22 protein-coding genes and 1 other RNA gene are annotated in these 20,284 nt (G+C 34.6%); 16 read left to right on the plus strand and 7 right to left on the minus strand.

Features of this window, described 5'->3' with window-relative positions:
* The first annotated feature begins 53 nt into the window (after window positions 1-53).
* A complete protein-coding gene (locus tag J4050_RS12995; protein WP_208155023.1) occupies window positions 54-539 on the plus strand; it encodes a hypothetical protein in 486 nt (161 codons plus the stop codon).
* 49 nt (window positions 540-588) lie between these two features.
* On the opposite strand, the gene J4050_RS13000 is transcribed toward J4050_RS12995, so the two are convergent.
* Window positions 589-1,794, minus strand: a complete 1,206-nt coding sequence (locus J4050_RS13000; RefSeq protein ID WP_208155024.1) for an NAD(P)-dependent oxidoreductase — start codon at window positions 1,792-1,794, stop codon at window positions 589-591.
* Window positions 1,795-1,961: 167 nt separating this feature from the next.
* Here J4050_RS13000 and ssrA point away from each other — a divergent pair.
* The 7 genes from ssrA to J4050_RS13030 all read left to right on the plus strand — a co-directional run bounded on the left by ssrA (window position 1,962) and on the right by J4050_RS13030 (window position 6,397).
* Window positions 1,962-2,355, plus strand: a transfer-messenger RNA (tmRNA) gene (gene ssrA / locus J4050_RS13005).
* Window positions 2,356-2,645: 290 nt separating this feature from the next.
* Window positions 2,646-2,744 (plus strand): GIY-YIG nuclease family protein, encoded by a 99-nt coding sequence (locus J4050_RS15385; protein ID WP_347879120.1) that lies wholly within the window; start codon window positions 2,646-2,648, stop codon window positions 2,742-2,744.
* Between the two features lie 505 nt (window positions 2,745-3,249).
* Window positions 3,250-3,990: a DUF6090 family protein gene (locus J4050_RS13010; RefSeq protein ID WP_208155025.1), complete on the plus strand. Its 741-nt coding sequence runs from the start codon at window positions 3,250-3,252 to the stop codon at window positions 3,988-3,990.
* Between the two features lie 219 nt (window positions 3,991-4,209).
* Window positions 4,210-4,524: a VOC family protein gene (locus tag J4050_RS13015; RefSeq protein ID WP_243878637.1), complete on the plus strand. Its 315-nt coding sequence runs from the start codon at window positions 4,210-4,212 to the stop codon at window positions 4,522-4,524.
* Window positions 4,525-4,639: 115 nt separating this feature from the next.
* Entirely contained in the window at window positions 4,640-5,119 is a 480-nt protein-coding gene (locus J4050_RS13020; RefSeq protein ID WP_208155026.1) for a YybH family protein, read from the plus strand.
* 121 nt (window positions 5,120-5,240) lie between these two features.
* Window positions 5,241-5,708, plus strand: coding sequence for a DUF423 domain-containing protein (locus tag J4050_RS13025; RefSeq protein WP_208155027.1), 468 nt, complete (start codon window positions 5,241-5,243; stop codon window positions 5,706-5,708).
* Between the two features lie 146 nt (window positions 5,709-5,854).
* Complete coding sequence (locus tag J4050_RS13030; RefSeq protein ID WP_208155028.1) at window positions 5,855-6,397, plus strand: hypothetical protein; 543 nt, start codon at window positions 5,855-5,857, stop codon at window positions 6,395-6,397.
* Window positions 6,398-6,639: 242 nt separating this feature from the next.
* Here the strand turns inward: J4050_RS13030 and J4050_RS13035 are convergent, their stop codons facing one another.
* Window positions 6,640-7,866 carry a hypothetical protein gene (locus tag J4050_RS13035; RefSeq protein WP_208155029.1) on the minus strand — a complete coding sequence of 409 codons (1,227 nt, stop codon included), beginning with the start codon at window positions 7,864-7,866 and terminating at the stop codon, window positions 6,640-6,642.
* 263 nt (window positions 7,867-8,129) lie between these two features.
* Here J4050_RS13035 and J4050_RS13040 point away from each other — a divergent pair, with 263 nt between their 5' ends.
* The 3 genes from J4050_RS13040 to J4050_RS13050 all read left to right on the plus strand — a co-directional run bounded on the left by J4050_RS13040 (window position 8,130) and on the right by J4050_RS13050 (window position 11,217).
* Window positions 8,130-8,918 carry a PhzF family phenazine biosynthesis protein gene (locus tag J4050_RS13040; protein WP_208155030.1) on the plus strand — a complete coding sequence of 263 codons (789 nt, stop codon included), beginning with the start codon at window positions 8,130-8,132 and terminating at the stop codon, window positions 8,916-8,918.
* 65 nt (window positions 8,919-8,983) lie between these two features.
* Window positions 8,984-10,444, plus strand: a complete 1,461-nt coding sequence (locus J4050_RS13045; RefSeq protein ID WP_208155031.1) for a serine hydrolase domain-containing protein — start codon at window positions 8,984-8,986, stop codon at window positions 10,442-10,444.
* 170 nt (window positions 10,445-10,614) lie between these two features.
* A complete protein-coding gene (locus J4050_RS13050; protein WP_208155032.1) occupies window positions 10,615-11,217 on the plus strand; it encodes a hypothetical protein in 603 nt (200 codons plus the stop codon).
* Window positions 11,218-11,297: 80 nt separating this feature from the next.
* On the opposite strand, the gene J4050_RS13055 is transcribed toward J4050_RS13050, so the two are convergent.
* Both J4050_RS13055 and J4050_RS13060 read right to left on the minus strand, forming a co-directional pair.
* Window positions 11,298-13,004 carry an ABC1 kinase family protein gene (locus tag J4050_RS13055; RefSeq protein ID WP_208155033.1) on the minus strand — a complete coding sequence of 569 codons (1,707 nt, stop codon included), beginning with the start codon at window positions 13,002-13,004 and terminating at the stop codon, window positions 11,298-11,300.
* Window position 13,005: 1 nt separating this feature from the next.
* A complete protein-coding gene (locus tag J4050_RS13060; RefSeq protein WP_208155034.1) occupies window positions 13,006-13,380 on the minus strand; it encodes a hypothetical protein in 375 nt (124 codons plus the stop codon).
* Between the two features lie 122 nt (window positions 13,381-13,502).
* Between J4050_RS13060 and J4050_RS13065 the strand changes: the two genes are divergently transcribed.
* From J4050_RS13065 to J4050_RS13080, 4 genes are all read left to right on the plus strand, one after another.
* On the plus strand, window positions 13,503-13,904 hold the full coding sequence (locus J4050_RS13065) for a CBS domain-containing protein (RefSeq protein ID WP_208155035.1): 402 nt from the start codon (window positions 13,503-13,505) through the stop codon (window positions 13,902-13,904).
* Window positions 13,905-14,009: 105 nt separating this feature from the next.
* Window positions 14,010-14,780 (plus strand): MlaE family ABC transporter permease, encoded by a 771-nt coding sequence (locus tag J4050_RS13070; protein WP_208155036.1) that lies wholly within the window; start codon window positions 14,010-14,012, stop codon window positions 14,778-14,780.
* Between the two features lie 3 nt (window positions 14,781-14,783).
* A complete protein-coding gene (locus tag J4050_RS13075; protein WP_208155037.1) occupies window positions 14,784-15,566 on the plus strand; it encodes an ABC transporter ATP-binding protein in 783 nt (260 codons plus the stop codon).
* A 9-nt stretch (window positions 15,567-15,575) separates the two neighbouring features.
* Window positions 15,576-16,568 (plus strand): MlaD family protein, encoded by a 993-nt coding sequence (locus J4050_RS13080; protein ID WP_243878638.1) that lies wholly within the window; start codon window positions 15,576-15,578, stop codon window positions 16,566-16,568.
* Window positions 16,569-16,581: 13 nt separating this feature from the next.
* Here J4050_RS13080 and J4050_RS13085 read toward each other — a convergent pair whose 3' ends face one another.
* Both J4050_RS13085 and J4050_RS13090 read right to left on the minus strand, forming a co-directional pair.
* Window positions 16,582-18,390, minus strand: a complete 1,809-nt coding sequence (locus J4050_RS13085) for an adenylate/guanylate cyclase domain-containing protein (RefSeq protein ID WP_208155038.1) — start codon at window positions 18,388-18,390, stop codon at window positions 16,582-16,584.
* An 18-nt stretch (window positions 18,391-18,408) separates the two neighbouring features.
* Complete coding sequence (locus J4050_RS13090; protein WP_208155039.1) at window positions 18,409-18,909, minus strand: hypothetical protein; 501 nt, start codon at window positions 18,907-18,909, stop codon at window positions 18,409-18,411.
* 238 nt (window positions 18,910-19,147) lie between these two features.
* Here J4050_RS13090 and J4050_RS13095 point away from each other — a divergent pair, with 238 nt between their 5' ends.
* A complete protein-coding gene (locus tag J4050_RS13095) occupies window positions 19,148-19,294 on the plus strand; it encodes a hypothetical protein (protein WP_208155040.1) in 147 nt (48 codons plus the stop codon).
* A gap of 55 nt (window positions 19,295-19,349) precedes the next feature.
* Here the strand turns inward: J4050_RS13095 and J4050_RS13100 are convergent, their stop codons facing one another.
* The gene (locus J4050_RS13100) at window positions 19,350-20,264 is read right to left on the minus strand and encodes an ABC transporter substrate-binding protein (RefSeq protein ID WP_208155041.1); all 915 of its coding nucleotides are present in this window, start codon (window positions 20,262-20,264) and stop codon (window positions 19,350-19,352) included.
* Between the last annotated feature and the right edge of the window lie 20 nt (window positions 20,265-20,284).

Raw genomic sequence — 20,284 nt, forward strand, 5'->3', positions numbered from 1 at the left:
AAATTTAGGTAATATTCACTACCTTAGTTATTGCATTCAAAAATTAATTGATTATGAGGTTAATACTTTCGGTCTTCGTCCTGCTGACTTCATTAGCAACAACATCTATAGTCTCTCAAGAACTTACAAATAAGACCTCAAAAGAATCTTTTATTGAATGGAATTTTGGAGTTGCCTATCTACCAGAAGGCAACAGCTTAGGTGATATCAGTATTTTTCCTGGAACTTCTGTCCTTTGGGGAACTACAAGCATTAACGAAAACGGATTTATTTTTGAATATTCTGCTGGCTTTGCGCTCCCATCTATAATAACTGGTAAGCTCGGTATTGGCCAAAAATTTGGCAATACCAAAGTCATCTTTGGTATAAGGCCCTTTCCATCTAATCTTTATTTATCATCGAGTTTCACTAATGGTGATAAAGGCTACTGGATTGTGTCAGTAGAATATAATCCTCTTGATTCTAATCTAGGGACATCCTTTGAATCTCAGGCTCTATTTACCTTAGGTTACAGATGGTATATCACTAAAAGAAACTAGCTACTTGCATTAAGCAAAAAGGAATATCGACCACCCAAAAAGATCTGTTTTATGCCTTCCCTTCCACGTAATCTTTTAAATACTTAAACCGCTCAGTCAATTGACCGTTTTCAGTAATTTTAGCCCGCTCTAGAATACCTTGGGCATCATCATTAAAAAACGAAGGAATCACCTGAGTTAAAAAGGTTTCACCAAAGCCTTCACTTGCATCTTTGGGCAGTTCACAAGGTAAATTGTCTACAGCCATTACAGTTATGGCACCGTCTGCATCAAAAGCTACCTCAGATTCAGTCTTGGCATCATAACCATAAAATGGTTGTGCAATGGTAGAAGGTCTCAGTGTACTAGCCACCGGACCATCGATATCACAAGAAATATCAGCTACGAGATTAATATTAAAATCGGGATGTTTGGCGTCTTCGCGTGTAAATAAATACGGTGCATTATTGCCATAAAAATGTCCGGCTATAAACATATCTGATTTCTTAGCGTAAGGCATAAAATTACTCTCGTAACCTGATGGGTCTTTATAGAACTCCATTCGATCGCCAACCTTACCATCTTTGCGTTTGGCATATTCCATAACATCTACCCTACAATAGACAGGTTCTGTAAATTGAGATGTTAAATAGAGCGCATCACTCACTTCCTTAATCCCTAAGTGGTCTAAAATCTCAGCGGCACCATTAGCCACCTTGCCCGTCCCTGAAAGTAGAATTTTAATATTTGGAATAGTGATGTTATTTAACTCCTTTTTGACCGCATATAAATCGGCCAGACTTTCACATTTTGGGAGAGTAAACAACCCATCACGTAGGCCTAAAGCTCTAAAGCCATTATAAGCCCCTACCAAGCCCGCATAACGGCCAAAACCAATAAGTCGGTAACCATTAGCATCAACGATAGTTTCATGATCGTAGAGAGTGATGTTTTTTTCTAGAATAGCACGGAGTAAATCTCTATTATAAGGTTGTTTTTTAATGGTGTGCGAAAAAAAGAAATAGGATTTGTTAGGTATCAAAGCCTCTACTGGGACCTCTTTAACACCAATCATAACATCGGCACTAGCAACATCATCAACGACATCGAAACCATAACTGCGGTACTGCTCATCTGTAAATACTCTTATCTCAGAAGATTCTACAACAAAATTAGCATTAGGGAATTGCTTTCTAGCTTGTGCTAAGGTTTCTGGAGAAAATACGACGCGACGATCTGGTGGATTTTTTCGCTCTTTAATTATGGCAAATTTCATGGGAACTTTTGTTTTATTTACTTATCGAGAAAGCAACCTAAATGATTACAACCTGACATGATGACCAAAACTTACTTTGGAATAATTGTTGCGCGAAAATAATGGGATTTAAGAGGTTGCACAACTTTTTTTGTAACTTCGCCATCCTTTTTAAAATTATCATTTAAGGGGCCGACTGGTTTTGACAGCGAGATTAATTAAATGGTAAGCACGTCGTGTAATGGCATTGAAACACGTAAAAGGCTAGACCAAATTTTAAACGGCGAGAATAACTACGCTTTAGCTGCGTAATCTGAATTACAGTAAGATTCTGCTCATTCCTACTAGGTAGGAAGGCTAAATGTCTCCAGAAAGCCTTGGTTAGTGGCGTTCTTTTTAGAGGCATCGTAAAAATTAACTAAGATTGGGTAGTGCTTCGATACCCTTTCGAGATTAAGAAGCTAAGCTGTAAGTAGGCTGTTTTTTGTCAGCTTATAGTCTAAAACCAAGAAAAAACTAAACGTGTAGAAAGCTCTTTGGTTACTTGTTTGGACGAGAGTTCGATTCTCTCCGGCTCCACGACACTCACAACTGTAATGTGAATGAAAATACAAAAACCCATCAAGTTTACTTGCATGGGTTTTTGTGTTTTTAGACACTAGTCGTGCAAAGACGGGCAGTTATATTTGCAAACTTAAAGTCACTATAGAACAACAAAGTTAATCTCTCCGGCTCCACCTGTGCCCTATGAAGCCACGCTGTTATGAGGAGCGAAATAGGGCTTTTTAAGGTTTTGTACTGAGATTAATATATGATATTTAGGCTTCGGTGGACACGTTCATTAAATTATAACGTTGAATAAACTTAACGATATGGCATTATCTTACACAGTTTATATTTTGCAATATAATGACAATGCTTATCATACAGGCTTCACTACTAATATTGAACAAAGATTAAAAGCTCACTAAAACAGACAAGTACACTATACCAAAAGGAAATTACCTGTGAAATTGGTTAATCATATTCAATTTCAAGATAAACAAAAAGCTTATAATTTTAACCGATATCTCAAAACATGTTCTGATATTGCCTTTAGAAATATAAGATTTGTCTAATTCTTGTATTTCCTGCTTTGGAGTTATTTGAGCACAGCAGCGCTAATCTCTCCTCCGGCATTTACAATCCAAGTGTTGTGTTGTTTAACTAAAAAGAATAAAGTATTTTTAATCCTCACGAGATGATTTCATATAAACCAAAGAGATTTGAAAAACATATTCATATCTCTCCAATTTGGAGTATTATGGAACATTTAATAACGCATATGCCCTAGTTGTGCTTCATTATGACCAACCGCTAACCAATGATAAAATTCTTTAGATTATCGAAACTTAATTTTGCAAAGCAAAATCAAAAGTCTAGTAGACTTTTGGTTGAGATAGCCGCTTGCGGAAAACTAAATGTTTAAATTAGACTATGATTAAGTTTTTTAGAAAGATTAGATACGACCTTATGCAAAAAAACAAAACAGGAAAGTATTTTAAATATGCTATTGGGGAAATTATACTCGTAGTAATTGGAATTTTAATTGCTCTTCAGATAAATAATTGGAATAATATTAATATCGAGCGTGAACTTGAATTGAAAATGTTAAGTGAAATTCTAACTAATCTTGAAAAGGACGTTTTTAACTTTAATTCAAAGATTACTTATAACGAGAACGCAATAAAACATAATTCGGTAGTATTGGAACATTTAATTCTAAAAACCCCTTTGACAGATACTTTAAGATTTTCTTATGCGAGATTGACAGGGCGAGGAACATTTGAACCGATAACTGTCGCCTATGAAAATTTGAAATCTAAGGGAATAAATATCATCCGAAATGACGCGCTTAGAATTTCTATTTCTGAATTATATGATTTCAAGTATTTCTACGTCACTGAAGATTTACGAATGGACTACGAGCCTATAAAGGATTTTCATATGAGTGAGATATTTAAAAATGTGAAAACGACTCTTAAAACAAACGATAACAGAGGGTTAGCTGAACCCGTCAAACTTACCGATGCCCAGAATAATATATATTTCCTAGAAGCACTAAAACGAGCAATTTCGTTTTATCAATGGATGAATCGAAATTATAGAAATGGAATAAGAGAGAATGAAATAGTTCAGAAGAAAATTAGAGCAGAATTGACCCAAATTGAAAAATAACGAAAGCACAACAATGGATATAAGAAATTGCTTTTTCTCGCCTACTTCTGAAAATCCTCGCGGATTTTCAGCTTGGTGCATACTTGCAAAGTTTAGTTCTAACCCACGCAATTCTTAATGCACGCAGACAAGATTGTTGTGAGCAACTTAAAACAAATAATCCAGATGAAAATAAAAGGCAAATCAATCAGACCATTTATTGGTTCTAAAAATTATAGCATGTCTCGACAATTTTATTCGGATTTAGGGTTTGATGAAATAGTAACTTCAGAAAATATGTCCTATTTCTTTATACAAGAATTCGGATTTTACTTGCAAGATGCCTACGTTAAAGATTGGATTGATAATACAATGATTTTCTATGAAGTGGAAAATGTAGAAAAATCTTTAGATCACATAAAAAGTTTAAAACTAACAGAGAAATATAATGGTGTTAGAGTGTCTGAAATAGTGTATAAACAATGGGGCAATGAATTTTTTCTTCATGATCCAAGTGGAATTTTATGGCACTTTGGAAATTTTAAACCTAAATGATAAACAATCAAAATCTACTTACAACCACGGTCATAGCTCAATACAGCCTGTGCTAATCGCAGCACCTTTGCTTATAATTCACTATATTATAACTGCTAAATATAAATTTTGAAATATGAGAGGTTCAATAATTATTATTTTTATCCTGGTTCTCTTTTCCTGTAAAGAAAGGAGTAACGAAACGGAATTAGGGTCGTTAAATACTATTGATATTGAAGCAGAATTGACTTCAATAGACAAAACCCGTGAGATATTTATGAAAGCTGTTAAAGAAAGTGATGGTGAAACCATAGGAAAAATGGTGACAAAAGATGCTGTAACCATTTCACCAGGAAGTAGTGATTGGAGCACAATGTATGAAGTTAGTAAGAATAGAGGTCCCTTTCCTTACGATAGCATTATTATGTTTCCGAAAGAAACAATAATTGCATCAGACACTATAGCGTACGACTTTGGCACTAGTCATGTTTATTATACAAATAGTGAAGGAACTGTTGTGGAATTGAAAGACAACTTTTTGGCTATATTAAAAAAAGGCGACGATGGCATTTGGAGACTTCATCGAGAGGTAGCGTCATCAAATGTTATTGAATAATAGCAGGTCTAATCGTAATTCAAACCTTATTGACTTTCTTTTATTAGAGTCAAAAAATAATGCTTACTTTACAAAAAAAGACATGCCTAAAACCGTTGGCACAACTTAAAAACGATATGACTTGAAACCTTGGACGTTTACATTAAAAAAAAGCCCTAGAGCTATTAGTGAGAAATTGCAGTCTGAACTCGGTTCTATTGGTGGATTTGTGTTTAACGCAAATACAGAAAAAAATGATTCAGTGACTTTTAAAATACGTAAACGAATGCTATATGTCTGGTATATGGCATTTCAGAATTGGACGGTTGTTAAAGGAGAATTATTGAAAAATGACGATGAAAATGTGACAAATGTTGCAATTACTTTTAGACAACACTTCTTTATAAAATTAATAGTGTCAATACATATCATTTTAGTCTTAGGGTTTCTTATTGCTATAATCTCAGGTATAAATACCAATGTTAACATGTACTTGCTGGGAGGAACCTTATTAGCTCTATGCATTGTATTATGGATTGCGCTGCAAAGAAAATTTAAAAAGGATACCCAAAAATATGTTGCATTAATAACAAAAATATTTGAGACCTAAGAGGACTATCTCCCTCAACAACCATTTAGGTCCACCGCAGTATAATTTCTCTTGCAGACAATCTGCTTTCAACACTATTTTTTTATTCTTTTCTCATAATATTCACTAAATTCACATAATGGAGTTTCACACTAATCAAACAGCACATGAAGGATAAAATCATAACACTATTTTTATTAATGCTTATCACAGCCTCATGTGATGAAAAAACGTTTCAGTTTGATGATATAATTCAAGAATGTTATGAGACAAAATATCAAGCAGAAGGCTATGACATAAAGTCTATAATAGATAATCACGAAAAATTACTAATTGAGCAGGGTGTTTTAAAGGATGGTTCTGGTGAGAGCTATTTAGAAGTATTTAAAAAAATAGCAATGGACAAAGACTTCTATATAGAGTCTCCTGCGTTTCAAGATTATGACCCAAAGTATAAAGTAAACAAAGAAACCTTAGTGGCTTTGTTTGAGTGTGAACGTAAAATGATTGAATTAGCAAAAGAAAAAGATTTTAAATGGAATAAGCTCTTTAACACTTTTGAATCACCAGAAGTAAAAGAAAACCCAAGTGAAGTCTATGAGGTTATGGTAAAGAACTTAACTGATAATGACTTAAACTCCTATTATTTTAAACTTAAAATGTTTACTCTTTTTGATATGGTAAACTCAAAATGGGTAAGCGGTCAATGAAACCTCTAATCATAGCTGAGTAGCAAATTTTTATTTCATCCAACAATAACAGAAGTAAGTTAAAAATAAAATTTTATACATCATAGTCAGTGCTCGTTTCACTGAAGTTTGTGCTTACCAAATTACATTTTTAACAGGAAAAATTTACCTAGGTAATACGCCTTATCAGTTGTCCACTGTTAAAAATAAAGTAAAAGAAAAGCTCCCAAACGGGAGCTTTTCTTTTACTTTAAAGACTAAACTTATGTGATATCTAAATCTGATATTAATTCTTCCATCCACATTAAATCATCCATTTCATGGTCTTCAATGGCTGTACCATCTGGCAAGTAAACCTGATGGCTCTGAATTGAATTATTAACAACTTCATACGTAACATAATACAGTAAGACACCGTTGGCATCGTAAATGCTCTCTTTGGTTTTCTTGTAATCGTTCGCCGCATCTCTTGTATCTACGGTAACATAACCTACCAAAACTAAATTTTCTGGTGTGCCTTCAAAGTATTCTTTTTTACTTACTAAGCGCATGTTGCCATTTTCAACATAGAAAAACTCTCGTGTTTTACAAAATTCAAATACTGCACCGTCATAGTCAAAATCCCAACGTTTTAGATCAACATCATAAGCGCTATAATCGGTCATATCATCAATTCTTCTGGTACCATTATACTCGTCATAATCAATTTCTCTAAAATAAGTGTCATAATACTCAAACGCTCTATTATCATAAATATCACCTTCATCATAGTAATTAATGACACGGCCCTGAGTATCATATTCAAAAATCTCAACGTAAATATTACCATTATCATTTTCTTCCTGTCGAGTCATATTACCATTAGTGTAAGTGTAATTATAGGTTTCTCCCCAACTCTCATTTTCATAACTCTTTACCGTGCCGTCAGTATTGTAAGTGAAAATTTCTTCCTCACCGTCACTGTAGTTGTAGTCACCTCTATGGATTTTTTTTACAAGTTCATTGTTGGTATTGTATTCCATCTCAACAATATCCCTAATCTGACCGTATTTTTCCTTTGTCAACTGAACAATTTTACCCTCGGTATCATAGAGATAGGTAAAAGTAATTTCATCGTCATCATCATAGTCATAAGTTTCTATTCTAGTTGAAGACGTAATTACACCATCTGAGTTAAAGTCGTGGTTAATAGTAAATACGCCATCTCCAAACTCACCTACAACTTTAAAGTTCTGATAAGACGTTAAGGCCTTACCATCTTGGACATCGTGAGAATAATCCCAAGTCCATCTTGCATCCGAGCCAAACATCTGTTCAAAAGACATGACGAACATGGTCATATTGAATGTTTGCGTTTGGTCAATTACAATATCAATATCCTCCAGTGCGTTAGGATCGATATAATTATTATCGTCATCATCACTACAACTGGTAAATGCAACTCCTATAACTAGAAGTATGGTCAAAAATTTTAAACTAAGTGTTTTCATAATTCATTGGTTTTTAAGACTGTCTACTCTAATAGCTTTTCGACTTCCGCTGGAGCAGTTTATATATCTAATATTAAACTTTTTAGATCTCGCGACTTTAATTGACCTAAAATACTTACAGAATAAATCACATTCAATGACCGCAATCAGTTTGATGATATTAATTAAATTTAAGCTGCAATTACAAGGCCTGTTTCTTCTCCATTAGTTATTTAGGTTTTAACTTCGTCTAAAAGACATTTATTAAAAACCTAATATTACCAATGACCAATACGATTTATCAAGTAGACGCTTTTACCAACAGTCTTTTCGGAGGCAATCCAGCTGCAGTTTGCCCCTTGGACAAATGGCTCAGTGATGACCAATTACAAAATATAGCTATGGAGAATAACCTCTCAGAAACTGCTTTTTATGTTAGAGACGGTAATCGCTATCTCATAAGATGGTTTACACCAGAAGTTGAAGTTGATTTGTGCGGCCATGCCACATTGGCTTCAGCTTTTGTACTTTTTAATCATGAGAATCATCTAGGAGATACCATTGAACTTTTTTCTGAAAGAAGCGGAAACCTCACAGTTACAAAACATGGCGATTGGTTGACATTAAACTTTCCATCCGATGACATAAAGCAATTGGAACTAACAGAAAACCTATACTCTGGTTTTAACATAAGACCAAAGGCCGTTTATAAAGGCAAAACCGATTATCTTTTTGTATTTGACAATGAAACTGACATTAAAAATCTTAATCCTGATTTTGCTGAAATAGGAAAATTAGATTGCCGCGGTATAATCGTAACCGCCAAGGGCTCTACAGTAGATTTTGTCTCACGCTTTTTTACACCACAATGTGGTATTAATGAAGATCCAGTAACTGGTTCTGCGCATACATCGTTAGCACCCTATTGGGCAGAACAACTTAACAAAACAAGCTTAACAGCGATGCAACTCTCCGAGCGGGAAGGATATTTAAAATGTAAGCACTTAGAAAGTCGTGTTGAAATTAGCGGGCAAGCCAAGCTCTACATGACAGGAACCATCATCTTGGAATAAAGAAGCCGACTATTTACCAACTATATTAATTAACTTTATTGCAGTAAATCAATCAAAAAACACTCATGAAAAAATTTATACATCTTGCCATAGTCCTACTGGTAATGCAAAGTTGTGCCCAAAAGGACAGCTCAGCTAATTTTGATTCTGAAATTAACACCATTGAAAATGGTCTTATAACATCCATTGTTATAGAAGGTGAAAAGCCAGTTACGTATTCCATTGAGGAGCGTATGGATTTTTACAAAGTTCCTGGGATGAGTCTGGCTATTGTAAAAAATGGCGAGCTACATTGGGCGAAAGGCTATGGTATGGCAAATACCAATGACTCAATAGAAGTAACTTCAACAACTTTATTTCAAGCAGGTTCTATTAGTAAACCAATTGCAGCCTTAGCGGCTCTAAAACTAGCAGAAGAAGGAAAATTGGATTTAGACACCGACGTTAACACCTATCTAAAAGATTGGAAGGTTGAAGACAACGAATTTACAAAAGATGAAAAAGTAACTGTACGAAGGTTACTAACACATACTGCAGGAATGACCGTCCATGGCTTTCCAGGGTATAAACCAACGGATACATTTCCGTCTATTACCCAAGTACTTAATGGCAAAGGCAATACGCCAAGAATTTTTGTGGATACACGTCCAGATTCTATTTGGCGCTACTCTGGTGGTGGTTACACCGTGATGGAAAAAGTAGTTGAAGATATTAGCGGAATGCCTCTCGAAGACTATTTAGAGGCCAATATCCTTAATCCTATGGAGATGCAAAACAGCACCTATGCACAACCTTTGCCAAAGGAATTTCATAATGAAGTAAGTGCTGCGTATGATTATGAAGGTAATATTATTGAAGGGCTTTGGCACAACTATCCAGAACAGGCCGCTGCTGGCCTATGGACTACGCCTACTGACCTAGCTAAATATTACAGTGAGGTATATAACATTAACAATGGTAAACCAGACGGAGTACTTTCAAAAACTACCATTGATAAAATGCTAACCAAGCATAAAAATAATTGGGGCCTTGGTCCTGCGATAAATGATGAGGGTGAAGCTCTAAAGTTTGGACATGGTGGAAAAAATGCTGGTTTCACCAACAACATGGTTGGTTTTGTAAATTCTGGCGATGCCATAATTGTTATGACCAATGCAGATAATGGCGGCAGTTTAGTTGAAGAAATCATTAGATCCGCATCTCAATACTACGATTGGAACCTTGCTGAACCTAGAACAATACGTTTAGCTGCACCTAGTGACTATGACTTAAACCCTTTGTTAGGCAAATACCTCTACACTGAGGAGATTCCTGATATCGGAAAATATTATGTGCACTTATCCCGTGATGGAGAACAACTTATTATTGACAATCCAAATACTGGTGAACGCGATGTGATGCGCGCTATGGATGCGTTAAGCTTCATTGATGTAAGCGATGGCGACGAAATGCGATTTACAAAGACTAAGGATAACATAGGATTTCTCTTTAACAACAGATTTCAATTTTATAAAGTTGAGGAGTAAAAACTTCCACAAGTTTGGCTCAGCTCCTAAATAGAAATATCCCTTGAGGGAATGATCAAACTAATATTTTACCAATTTACCTATTCGTTTTACCTCAAAAGGAATGATGAATATCATTTTAGACCTCAAAAGGGTATAGTATTTTTAGAAATAACTAAAATACAATACAAATGAAAACGGCAGAAAACACCAAAATTATTGACAAGGCTGTTGACTTTCTCAGAAAAGCAGCCGTTGAATTAGAAGAATTTCAGGTACAAGCCTCATTGGGTAAGGCAGAATTGGAAGACTCCTATGAGGATACCAAAAAGAAATTCAATCAATTTATTCACGACTCCAAATTTAAGATGCAACAAGGCAAGGATAAGTATGAAGATATGAGAACATCCTTTGACGAACTCATCGTACAACTCAACCTAGGAAAAGCCGAAACCCTAGACAAGTTTAAAGTACAAAAGCGTAATATCCTTCTAAAACTGCATGATATTGAAGTTAAGATCAAAACCAATGAAACACTAAATAAGCTCTATAAGTACATGCTTTTAGATATTGAAATGTTTAAAGTGAAGTTGGAAATTTTAGAAAGTAAATTAGAAAAGGGTAAGGAAGGTTTTAAAACCAATTACGAGAAAGGGAAAACCGAGTTTGTGGAGTTTGTAGAAAATTTTAAAAAGAAGTACGAAAAGGACAAAGAAGAATCACAATGGGACCACTTTCAAGGTGAAATGTCGGAGGCATTCCAGCATTTCAAAAAGGCCTTTAACAAAACTTAACTAAAGCGTAACCCAACAAAGTTAATCAACCTGTATGTAAAATAGAACCCTGATTTTACATACAGGTTTTTTATTTGGACCTACCATTGATAATAATCCTTCTTCCGTATATCCCTTAGCATCCCAAAACCAAGTACTACAGTTAGCGCAATTCCCAAAAGACCAATAACCGAAATCTCGTTCCACAATGGAGGAATTTCACTTATTATAAATAATGAAGACCCTATGATCAAAGCAACCATAATAAAGGCAGAGACTAAATGCGTAGTTAATCTTTTAAAGGTATGTATAATGGGATCTATTCCTTTGTGTGTGAGATCTACCTCAATCTGCCCTTTGTTAATCTTTCTTATGGCATTTTTAAGGTCCCTAGGGAATTCTTCCATATAATCCGTTAACTCAAAAATAGAATTAAACACCTTTTTACCCATTACAACAGGACTATAATTCCTAGTTATACTCTTAGACAGATACGGTCTTACCATTTCAAATTGGTCGAGTTGAGGATCTAGTTTTTCCAATACACCTTCTAGGGTTACCAAAGCTCTTGCAAAAAGGTAGAAATAGGTAGGTACTTTTAGTCCATGTGCTACGATGATATCTTTTAATTCTAATAAAACCGTACTCATTTCATTATCATGCACATCACGCACATAATATTTCTCAACAAACTCATTGACATCAAATTCTAAACCTCTTATATCCTTTATTACTGTAGCATCGGAAAGCTGTTGAATAGCATTAATTATTTGCTTTACATCGCGCTTTGTAATGGACGAAAATAATTGACCAAATATTTTAATATCCCTTGGTAGAATGGTTCCCATCATACCAAAGTCCAAATAACCAATATGCTTGTTTGGCAATACCAATAAATTGCCAGGGTGTGGATCTGCGTGGAAAAAACCATATTCAAAAATCTGCTTAAAAAAACTTATACTTAATCGCCGAGCCACAACCTTGGTATCAATTCCCTTATCTTGGAGTTTTTTTAATCGGTCAATTTTAATACCAGCCATGAACTCCATAGCTAATATTTTTTCTGTTGTAAAGTTTTGATAAACCCTCGGTGCACGAGCGTACTGCTCTTGGCTATCATCAGCTTTAAGATTATTATAAAATCTTTGAATATTTATGGATTCATTAATAAAGTCCAGCTCTTTTAAAATACTAGTTTCAAAATTCTTCACCAATCCTACAGGGTCAAAACTTTTTAATGAAGGGATTCTATTCTCTAGGATTTCGGCAATAGTGTACATGACCTTAATATCCTCTAAAATAACCTCTTTAATACCTGGTCTTTGAATTTTTAAAGCCACCCGCTTTCCCGTATGCAGCGTCACCTTATGGACCTGTGCCATAGAAGCTGAAGCAAAGGGTTTGGGGTCAAACCAAGCGAATAGCTCATCAATATCCTTTTTTAATTCGCTTACCACGACTTCTTTAACCTTATCATCAGGCATAGGAGGCACGTTATCTTGAAGTTTTTCAAATTCTAAAACGAGTTCAAATGGAATTAAATCTGGTCTATTACTTAAGATTTGGCCAAACTTAACAAAGGTTGGCCCAAGTTCTTCACACACCAAACGCATCTTCTCCCATTTTGTAAATTCCATAGCCTGAACTCTAGAACGTTTTGGAATTAGATTCTTAATAAAGGTGTACTTCTTCCGTTCCTCTAGATGTTGTACCAAATCCTCAAAGCCATATTTAATGAGAACTTTTAAAATTTCATTATAGCGCGATACAGACTTGTATTTACGTTTTATGGAGGCAACAATACCCATATTATTTTTTTGCTTCGATGTGATTTAAGCGTGCTTCTAGAAGAGCTATTTTATCTTCAGATTTTTCAAGTTTTAAATGCAAGGCCTTAATTTCGTCTAAATGGGCTACATTAATCTTTTTGTAAAACTTAATTATGAGTTCTTCGATTTTTTCCTCGAGTTCTTCTTTAGCTTGATTAGCTTTTAAAATCACCTTGTCTAAAAATTCAATTTCATTGCCTTCTTCATCCAAAATCTCTACCTCTGAAATCTTATTGAGATGCTCCTTTCCCTTTTCTGACATCTCATTAAGTCGGTCAAATAAATTATGCTCTTTTGCTAGAACATAAAGACTAGATGATAAGGTTAGTAATTCAATGATAGTTTTAGTTTTCATAACTGGGATGCATTGATGTAATAATAGTCTAAATGTATTATATAATGTAGACTCTAAATATGATTGCGGTCATTTATACAAAGAAATTCTTGAGTTAAATTTATAAGTGAAAATCAGTAATCATGAAAACACATTCAATCAAGAACCTAATGACCAAAAATGTCATTTGTGTATCACCAGACCAAAAATTATTGGATGTCAAACACATCTATGAAAAGAAACACTTTCACCATCACATTCCAGTAACTAAAGACGATAAGCTTATTGGCATGATTAGCCTCGCAGATTTTATGTATAGCTTAAATGGTGCTGGACTAGATGATAACGATAGTATTTATACAGATAAAACCGTGAAAGATATAATGATGCCTAATCCCAAATACATAGACTCTTCAACGAGTATTACAGAAACTGCACAGATGCTCTCTAAAGGAAGGTACCGCGCTTTACCAGTAGTTGAAAATGGAAAAATGGTTGGAATCATAACGACTGCGGATATGATACGCCACTACCTCAATGAATAGACAAAATCGCTATTTCAATTAGCAAAAAGCTTTGTATTACGCTGATTGATATCATTTTAGGACTAGACCTATCGCTGTATATTTAAACTAATAATAGATGTCATTATGCTTGGTTCTAGTAAGATTGAACGTTTTTTAATTGAAATCGGTGATTTAGCCTTTTTCACAAAGCGTTTTTTTAAGGAGGTCCTGTCCAGACCTTTTGAATTTAAAGAACTTTTAAGGCAATGTTATAATGTTGGAAACCGCTCGATGTTACTTGTTGGAGTTACTGCCTTTATCATTGGTCTTGTTATCACACTCCAAACACGACCAACCTTACAGGAGTTCGGTGCAGAATCCTGGATGCCCTCCATGGTAAGTATTTCAATTATTAGAGAAATAGGACCAGTGATTATTGCTTTGACCTTTGCTGGGCGAATTGCCTCTGGTATTGGTGCCGAATTAGGTTCCATGCGTGTCACAGAACAGATTGATGCCATGGAAGTTTCAGGCACCAATCCATTTAAATATTTGGTAGTTACACGCATATTTGCCACTACCCTTATGCTTCCTATTTTAGTCATTATTGGTGATGCAATCGCTCTATACGGCTCCTATATCATAGAAAACATTAAAGGTGATATATCGTTTAGGCTTTATTTCAACAAGGCTCTAAATGCTCTTGCTTTTAGCGATATTGTTCCCGCAACCCTTAAGACCTTTTTCTTTGGTTTTGCCATTGGTTTGGTTGGATGTTTTAAAGGATATAATTGTGAAAAAGGAACTGTTGGTGTAGGTATAGCCGCAAATTCAGCTGTTGTCTTTGCCTCGATGCTTCTCTTTATCCTAGATTTTATCGCAGTATTTATAACTGATATCTTTTTTGAAATCTAAGCTATGAAAACACAGAAGCAACATATTTCAAAATCACACGATGTAAAGGCGTCACTACCAATTCTTAAAATTGAAAATTTAAAGAAAACCTTTGGACAAAACGAGGTATTAAAAGGCTTCAATTTAGAACTCTATGAAGGCGAAAATCTAGTTATCATGGGTAAATCTGGTAGCGGTAAATCGGTAATGATAAAATGTCTCATTGGTTTGATGGAAGCGGACTCTGGCTATATAGAAATCATGGGGCATGATTTAATGGCATTGAATCGTGCAGAATTGGATGAGCTAAGAACAGAGGTAGGTTTCTTATTTCAAGGCAGTGCTTTATACGATTCTATGACCGTTAGGGAAAACTTGGAGTTTCCGCTTAGACGCCATAAACACAAATTTGGTATTGTTGACGAAACAACACCTTTGGTTGAAGAGGCACTTGAAAATGTGGGTTTGTTAGATGCAATCAACCTAATGCCTGCTGAACTCTCTGGTGGCATGAAGCGACGTATCGCCTTAGCAAGAACATTAATTTTAAAACCAAAAATAATCCTATATGATGAGCCTACTAGTGGCCTAGACCCTATTACATCAAAAGAGATAATAGAACTCATGCGTAACATTCAAAAGCAATACAAAACCTCATCCTTAATTATTACACATGATGTAGATTGCGCACGAGTTGTGGCAGAACGTATGATTTTACTGGTAGATGGGATTAATTACGCTGAGGGTACCTTTAATGATTTGGCAGCCTCTAAAGACAAGAAAATTAAGGCGTTTTTTAAACAGTAAAACCTTGAAATGATGAAAAAAACACGAAGTGAAAAATTAAAATTAGGTGCTTTTATGACCATTGGCCTATTAATTTTTATAGTAGCTATATACTTCATTGGCCAGAGGCAAAACCTATTTGCAAAGACCTTTCTTTTAAGTTCTAATTTTACTAACGTTAATGGGTTGGTCCCAGGAAATAATGTCCGTTACTCGGGCATAAACGTAGGAACAGTGAAACGCATTCAAATGGTAAATGATTCCGTGATTCACGTAGAAATGGTCATTGATGAAAAAATGACAAATCATATTAAAACAGATGCTATTGCCACTATTGGCACTGATGGTTTGGTTGGTAATGTTATTGTAAATATCATCCCGGGAGATTCTGGTAAAACTACAGTAAATGATGGAAGTTTTATTGCTTCTTACACTAAAATTGGTACTGATGAAATGCTCAATACATTGAGCAGTACCAATGAAAATGCGGCGCTACTTATTTCTAAATTACTCAATATCACCAATGAAATTACGGATGGCAAGGGCACCTTAGGTATGTTGATAACAGATTCTACCTTATCACAAAACCTCAAAGAAACTGTAAACTACCTCAAAAGAACAAGTGTAGAAGCTCACAAATCCGTTAAAGAACTTAACAAGCTCATTTTGTCTGTAAACTTTGACAATAGTGTGGCAGGTGTAATTTTAAATGACACTATTGAGGCCCAAAACGTAAGAAAAATTATTGCTAATCTTAACAAATCGACCGATGACATTAAAATAGTTATGGATAATTTAAACGCCACCTTAGAACAGCTAAAAAACGGTGAAGGCGTTATTAATTACCTGTCAACAGACAAGGAATTAGTCAATCAACTTCAAGAGATTATGTTTAATATCGACGAAGGTACTACCAAGTTCAATGAAAATATGGAAGCTTTAAAACATAGTGTTTTGACTCGTGGCTACTTTAGAAAATTAGAAAAAGAAAAGAGAAAAGCAGAAGAAGAGAAAAAGAATTAAATTTTAGATATGATTAAGTTAACTTCTTTGAATTAACAAAATACATTCTGAGCTGGCCTTTATTTTTAACATCCAATTCTCCCCTATATTCACATTCAAAATGATCTTTAATTTTAGTGTAGGTGGCTTCACTAATATTTATCTTGTTAATTTGAGATGAAGATTCCATACGTGAGGCAATATTTACCGCATCTCCCCAAATATCATAAGCAAACTTCTTAGTACCCACAACACCAGCAACTACAGGTCCGGAATTAATTCCAATACGGATATCAAAATTAAAGTCTTCACTGCCATTACTCTTTACAGAATTAATAAAATCAATCATCTCTAGTGCAGCACTAGCAATATCATAAGCATGATTTTTATTAGGACGTGGTAAGCCTGAGGCACACATATAAGCATCTCCAATGGTCTTTATCTTCTCGAGGTTATATTTTTCAATAATTTTGTCAAACTCAGAAAAATAAAATCCGATAGTTTTTACCACTTTTTCGGGTGTTAATTTTTCGGAATACGATGTGAATCCTTTAAAATCAGAAAATAAAATAGTAACTTCTTCATAGCGTTTAGCATCTACTTTTCCTGATAATTTAAGCTCATTTGCCGTTTGTTCTGGTAAAATATTGAGTAGCAATTCATCAGACCTATTTCTTTCTGCCTCAATGAGCTTTTTAGATTTACTAATGAATATGGTTCTTCTATAAAGGCCAAAGGCCAACAACCCTATAAGTAACAAACAAATGGCAGTTGCTAGTACAATAACCTGCTGTTTTTTTTCTCTCTCTGCTGATAAGTCTAATAAGTTTTGCTTTTTCTGCAGTTCTGCCTCTCTAGTTTGTTTGGCCAATTTCTGAGCTACTGTAATATTTTTTACGCTATCTCTATACCTAATATGGCTTTTGTAGAGGTCTAATGCAAGGCCATTTTCTGTTTTAGCTTCAGCAATTTCAGATAGCTTTAAATAGGCCTCGCTAATCTGATCTTTAAGTCCGTTTTGCTGAGCCATATCTAGACTATTTTGTGCATAAAAATTAGCCGTATCGTAGTCACCTTTTACCAAGAAAATGTCAGACATATATGCTAAATAGGAACTTATCGCATAATAATCGCCCAACTCAGCCAAAAGAACCATAGCTTCATTAATATTACTTTCAGCAAGTTTGGTCTGTCTTTTTTGAGCATAGGCAAGACCTTTATTCCCTAAGTTATATGCAATTCCAAGTTTATTATTTAGCTCATTAAATATTTTCCCTGATTGTTCAAAATAATACAATGCAGAATCGGGTTGACCGAGATTGAGATTATATTCGTCACCAAGGTTTTCCAGAGCTGAAGCGTAAACCAACTTATTTGGAAGATCTTCAAGTACTTTTATAGCCTTTCTATAATATCCAATGGTGTTTTCTTTGTTATCCATTACAGAATACACACCTGCAATGGCTATATAACTTGCTCCGAGCAGCTCTTGTTTTTTTGACGAATCAGCAATTTTGACCCCTTCTAGATAGGTCTGTAGCGCAAGGCTTAAATCTCCTTTTCGTGTTAAGGAATTTCCTTTTTGAAGCAAAGCTTGGAGCTGGTCATCGATTGAATTTTGAGACCTTGCCAATTGAAGTAATTTTTCACTGTATTTAAGTCCCTTATCAATATCAGGAGAATATTGGGCCAATTTACCTAATACATCCAATTCTTCCTCAACACTAAGACTCTTGGTTAGATAAATCTGTTCTAGACTATCTGCCTTAGTTTTATTCTGAGCAGTTAGAACAGCAAAGACTAAACAAATTACTACTGTTGTAGCAATCTTCTTTAGATTCATAACTTAAAAAGTTAAACTTTAGTTTTTAGTGCCTACTTTGATTTTTGGATCTATCTTAAAAGTATCTCGACCATTATTGATATTAAAATAGATACTGTATTTATAATCGGGCTTATCTTTTGTGCTATACAGAATTTTACTCTCAACGACTTTATGAGGGTTAACTTCTGTAAGCCTTCCGTAATTCGTTCTTTTTCTAAAAATCCTTGAATCGTTTTCCCCTTGAATTTTCGCTATATCAACTCTTGTACGACCAGAACTTGTTGACATACCTTCCCAAACAATGTTGTCGTCTACAGTTGCAGGAACAGTAAAGTTCTCTAAATTATCCCAAGCTTCCAAAACTTCACCACTTCTAGAATATTCTGCTTTAAGCGAACATGACGCCAGAGGGGTTTCTGGATTAAAAGATTGTGTATCTACCATAAGTGTTATAGTAATGGTCTGTTGAGAATAAGCAAATAAGGAGAAAACCAATGCAATAGCAATAGCATACTCTTTTTTAAAGAAGGATTCCATGAGGGTTTTGTGGTTTGTTAGGTTAATTAATAGCAATAATAGTTACAAGATAGCGAAAAGAATGTTAACGATGGTTTTAGTGTAAGACCCTTCAATACCTTCAAATTTTGATATTTTAGGCTTTAACATCTATTGGGAAGTACTATTATTCTTTTGTTAAAGCACCTCATAAATTTTATAAAACACTAAATATCATTATATTAATTAAGAACAAAAAGTAAAATCAAAAAATTAACCTATGAAGCTGATAAAGAAAAAAAATGAAAAACGAAGAGATTATATCTTTCAAAAAGATAGACTAACTATTCTAGGAGCAAGATTTGTTTCTAGTGTTCTAGTTTTATTAATAGTAGCTGTAGCATCTACTTATTTCGATTTAGTATAATCACATTCAACACCTTATACAAAACCGGTTTAGCGCCGGTTTTTTTTTATATCAATTATAACCTTTCAAACAACTCATTTGTTACCAAATCAGTTGCCTTAAACTTAGTGCGTTCTAGTCGATTCTTTCTCAACCAATCTAAAAAGGATTGTATTTTATCTAAATCCATTTCTCCCCAAGAATCAGGCTTACCATAACTTGGTGAGGTCATGATTTGACTTTTTACTAAATCTACATACTTATCAGCCTTAGAAACATATAAATCCAATATTTGAGCAGCGCTTTCCACATGGCTTATTGCGTATTGAAAACCTCTTTTAGTAGCTCGTAAAAAAGAACGACAAACTTCTTGTTGTTCCTCTAGTTGAGATTGTGAAGTCATAATTACTGGAGAGTAACCATAAGGTATTCCATAATCTGACATTCTAAATAAATTAAGTTCAATCCCTTGGGCTTCAGCTTCAACGCCTTCCCAATTGACAAAAATCCAAGTTGCATCAGCTTTACCATTAAGTAGGGTATTCCAAATCCCTAATTTTTCAGGATACTTTAAAATGATATCGCCCTTACCTTTATCATTCTTTATCATCTGCTGTACAATCTTATCTTCATATCTTGCTTTATATGAAGCATAAATATGATTATCTAAGTCTTTTGGTCTTTTAATGCCTCTTGACTTTAACGCACAAATTGCACTTATATCTTCTTGAAAAATAGTAGCAATAGCTATGGCATCAAAAGGATTAGCCTTTGTACGGTAACTAACCAAGGTTTCCATTGGGCATAAGGCAAAATGCACAAGCCCGAGTTCCACTTTTTTTGCTGGAGTCATGGCATAATTATCTTCTTCTGTGGAAATTATGTGAAGATTTAAGTCCTCTTCCTCATAAAACCCAAGATGTTTTGCTACAAAAAAACCTGTATGATTCGTATTTGGCCTCCAATCTAAGGCGAGTTTAAGAGTTTCCATGTTTAGCTTTTCTTTCAATA

Source organism: Winogradskyella pelagia (assembly GCF_017581965.1).
Classification (GTDB): Bacteria; Bacteroidota; Bacteroidia; order Flavobacteriales; family Flavobacteriaceae; genus Winogradskyella; species Winogradskyella pelagia.

Excerpts from the sequence above, each read along its gene's own strand:
- J4050_RS13035 (WP_208155029.1), bottom strand. The coding sequence starts at position 7,866 with ATGAAAACACTTAGTTTAAAATTTTTGACCATACTTCTAGTTATAGGA.
- J4050_RS13100 (WP_208155041.1), bottom strand. The coding sequence starts at position 20,264 with ATGGAAACTCTTAAACTCGCCTTAGATTGGAGGCCAAATACGAATCAT.
- J4050_RS13060 (WP_208155034.1), bottom strand. The coding sequence starts at position 13,380 with ATGAAAACTAAAACTATCATTGAATTACTAACCTTATCATCTAGTCTT.
- J4050_RS13050 (WP_208155032.1), top strand. The coding sequence starts at position 10,615 with ATGAAAACGGCAGAAAACACCAAAATTATTGACAAGGCTGTTGACTTT.
- J4050_RS13015 (WP_243878637.1), top strand. The coding sequence starts at position 4,210 with ATGTCTCGACAATTTTATTCGGATTTAGGGTTTGATGAAATAGTAACT.
- J4050_RS13040 (WP_208155030.1), top strand. The coding sequence starts at position 8,130 with ATGACCAATACGATTTATCAAGTAGACGCTTTTACCAACAGTCTTTTC.
- J4050_RS12995 (WP_208155023.1), top strand. The coding sequence starts at position 54 with ATGAGGTTAATACTTTCGGTCTTCGTCCTGCTGACTTCATTAGCAACA.
- J4050_RS13070 (WP_208155036.1), top strand. The coding sequence starts at position 14,010 with ATGCTTGGTTCTAGTAAGATTGAACGTTTTTTAATTGAAATCGGTGAT.
- J4050_RS13030 (WP_208155028.1), top strand. The coding sequence starts at position 5,855 with ATGAAGGATAAAATCATAACACTATTTTTATTAATGCTTATCACAGCC.
- J4050_RS15385 (WP_347879120.1), top strand. The coding sequence starts at position 2,646 with ATGGCATTATCTTACACAGTTTATATTTTGCAATATAATGACAATGCT.
- J4050_RS13095 (WP_208155040.1), top strand. The coding sequence starts at position 19,148 with ATGAAGCTGATAAAGAAAAAAAATGAAAAACGAAGAGATTATATCTTT.
- J4050_RS13055 (WP_208155033.1), bottom strand. The coding sequence starts at position 13,004 with ATGGGTATTGTTGCCTCCATAAAACGTAAATACAAGTCTGTATCGCGC.
- J4050_RS13080 (WP_243878638.1), top strand. The coding sequence starts at position 15,576 with ATGATGAAAAAAACACGAAGTGAAAAATTAAAATTAGGTGCTTTTATG.
- J4050_RS13065 (WP_208155035.1), top strand. The coding sequence starts at position 13,503 with ATGAAAACACATTCAATCAAGAACCTAATGACCAAAAATGTCATTTGT.
- J4050_RS13010 (WP_208155025.1), top strand. The coding sequence starts at position 3,250 with ATGATTAAGTTTTTTAGAAAGATTAGATACGACCTTATGCAAAAAAAC.
- J4050_RS13020 (WP_208155026.1), top strand. The coding sequence starts at position 4,640 with ATGAGAGGTTCAATAATTATTATTTTTATCCTGGTTCTCTTTTCCTGT.
- J4050_RS13090 (WP_208155039.1), bottom strand. The coding sequence starts at position 18,909 with ATGGAATCCTTCTTTAAAAAAGAGTATGCTATTGCTATTGCATTGGTT.
- J4050_RS13000 (WP_208155024.1), bottom strand. The coding sequence starts at position 1,794 with ATGAAATTTGCCATAATTAAAGAGCGAAAAAATCCACCAGATCGTCGC.
- J4050_RS13085 (WP_208155038.1), bottom strand. The coding sequence starts at position 18,390 with ATGAATCTAAAGAAGATTGCTACAACAGTAGTAATTTGTTTAGTCTTT.
- J4050_RS13075 (WP_208155037.1), top strand. The coding sequence starts at position 14,784 with ATGAAAACACAGAAGCAACATATTTCAAAATCACACGATGTAAAGGCG.
- J4050_RS13045 (WP_208155031.1), top strand. The coding sequence starts at position 8,984 with ATGAAAAAATTTATACATCTTGCCATAGTCCTACTGGTAATGCAAAGT.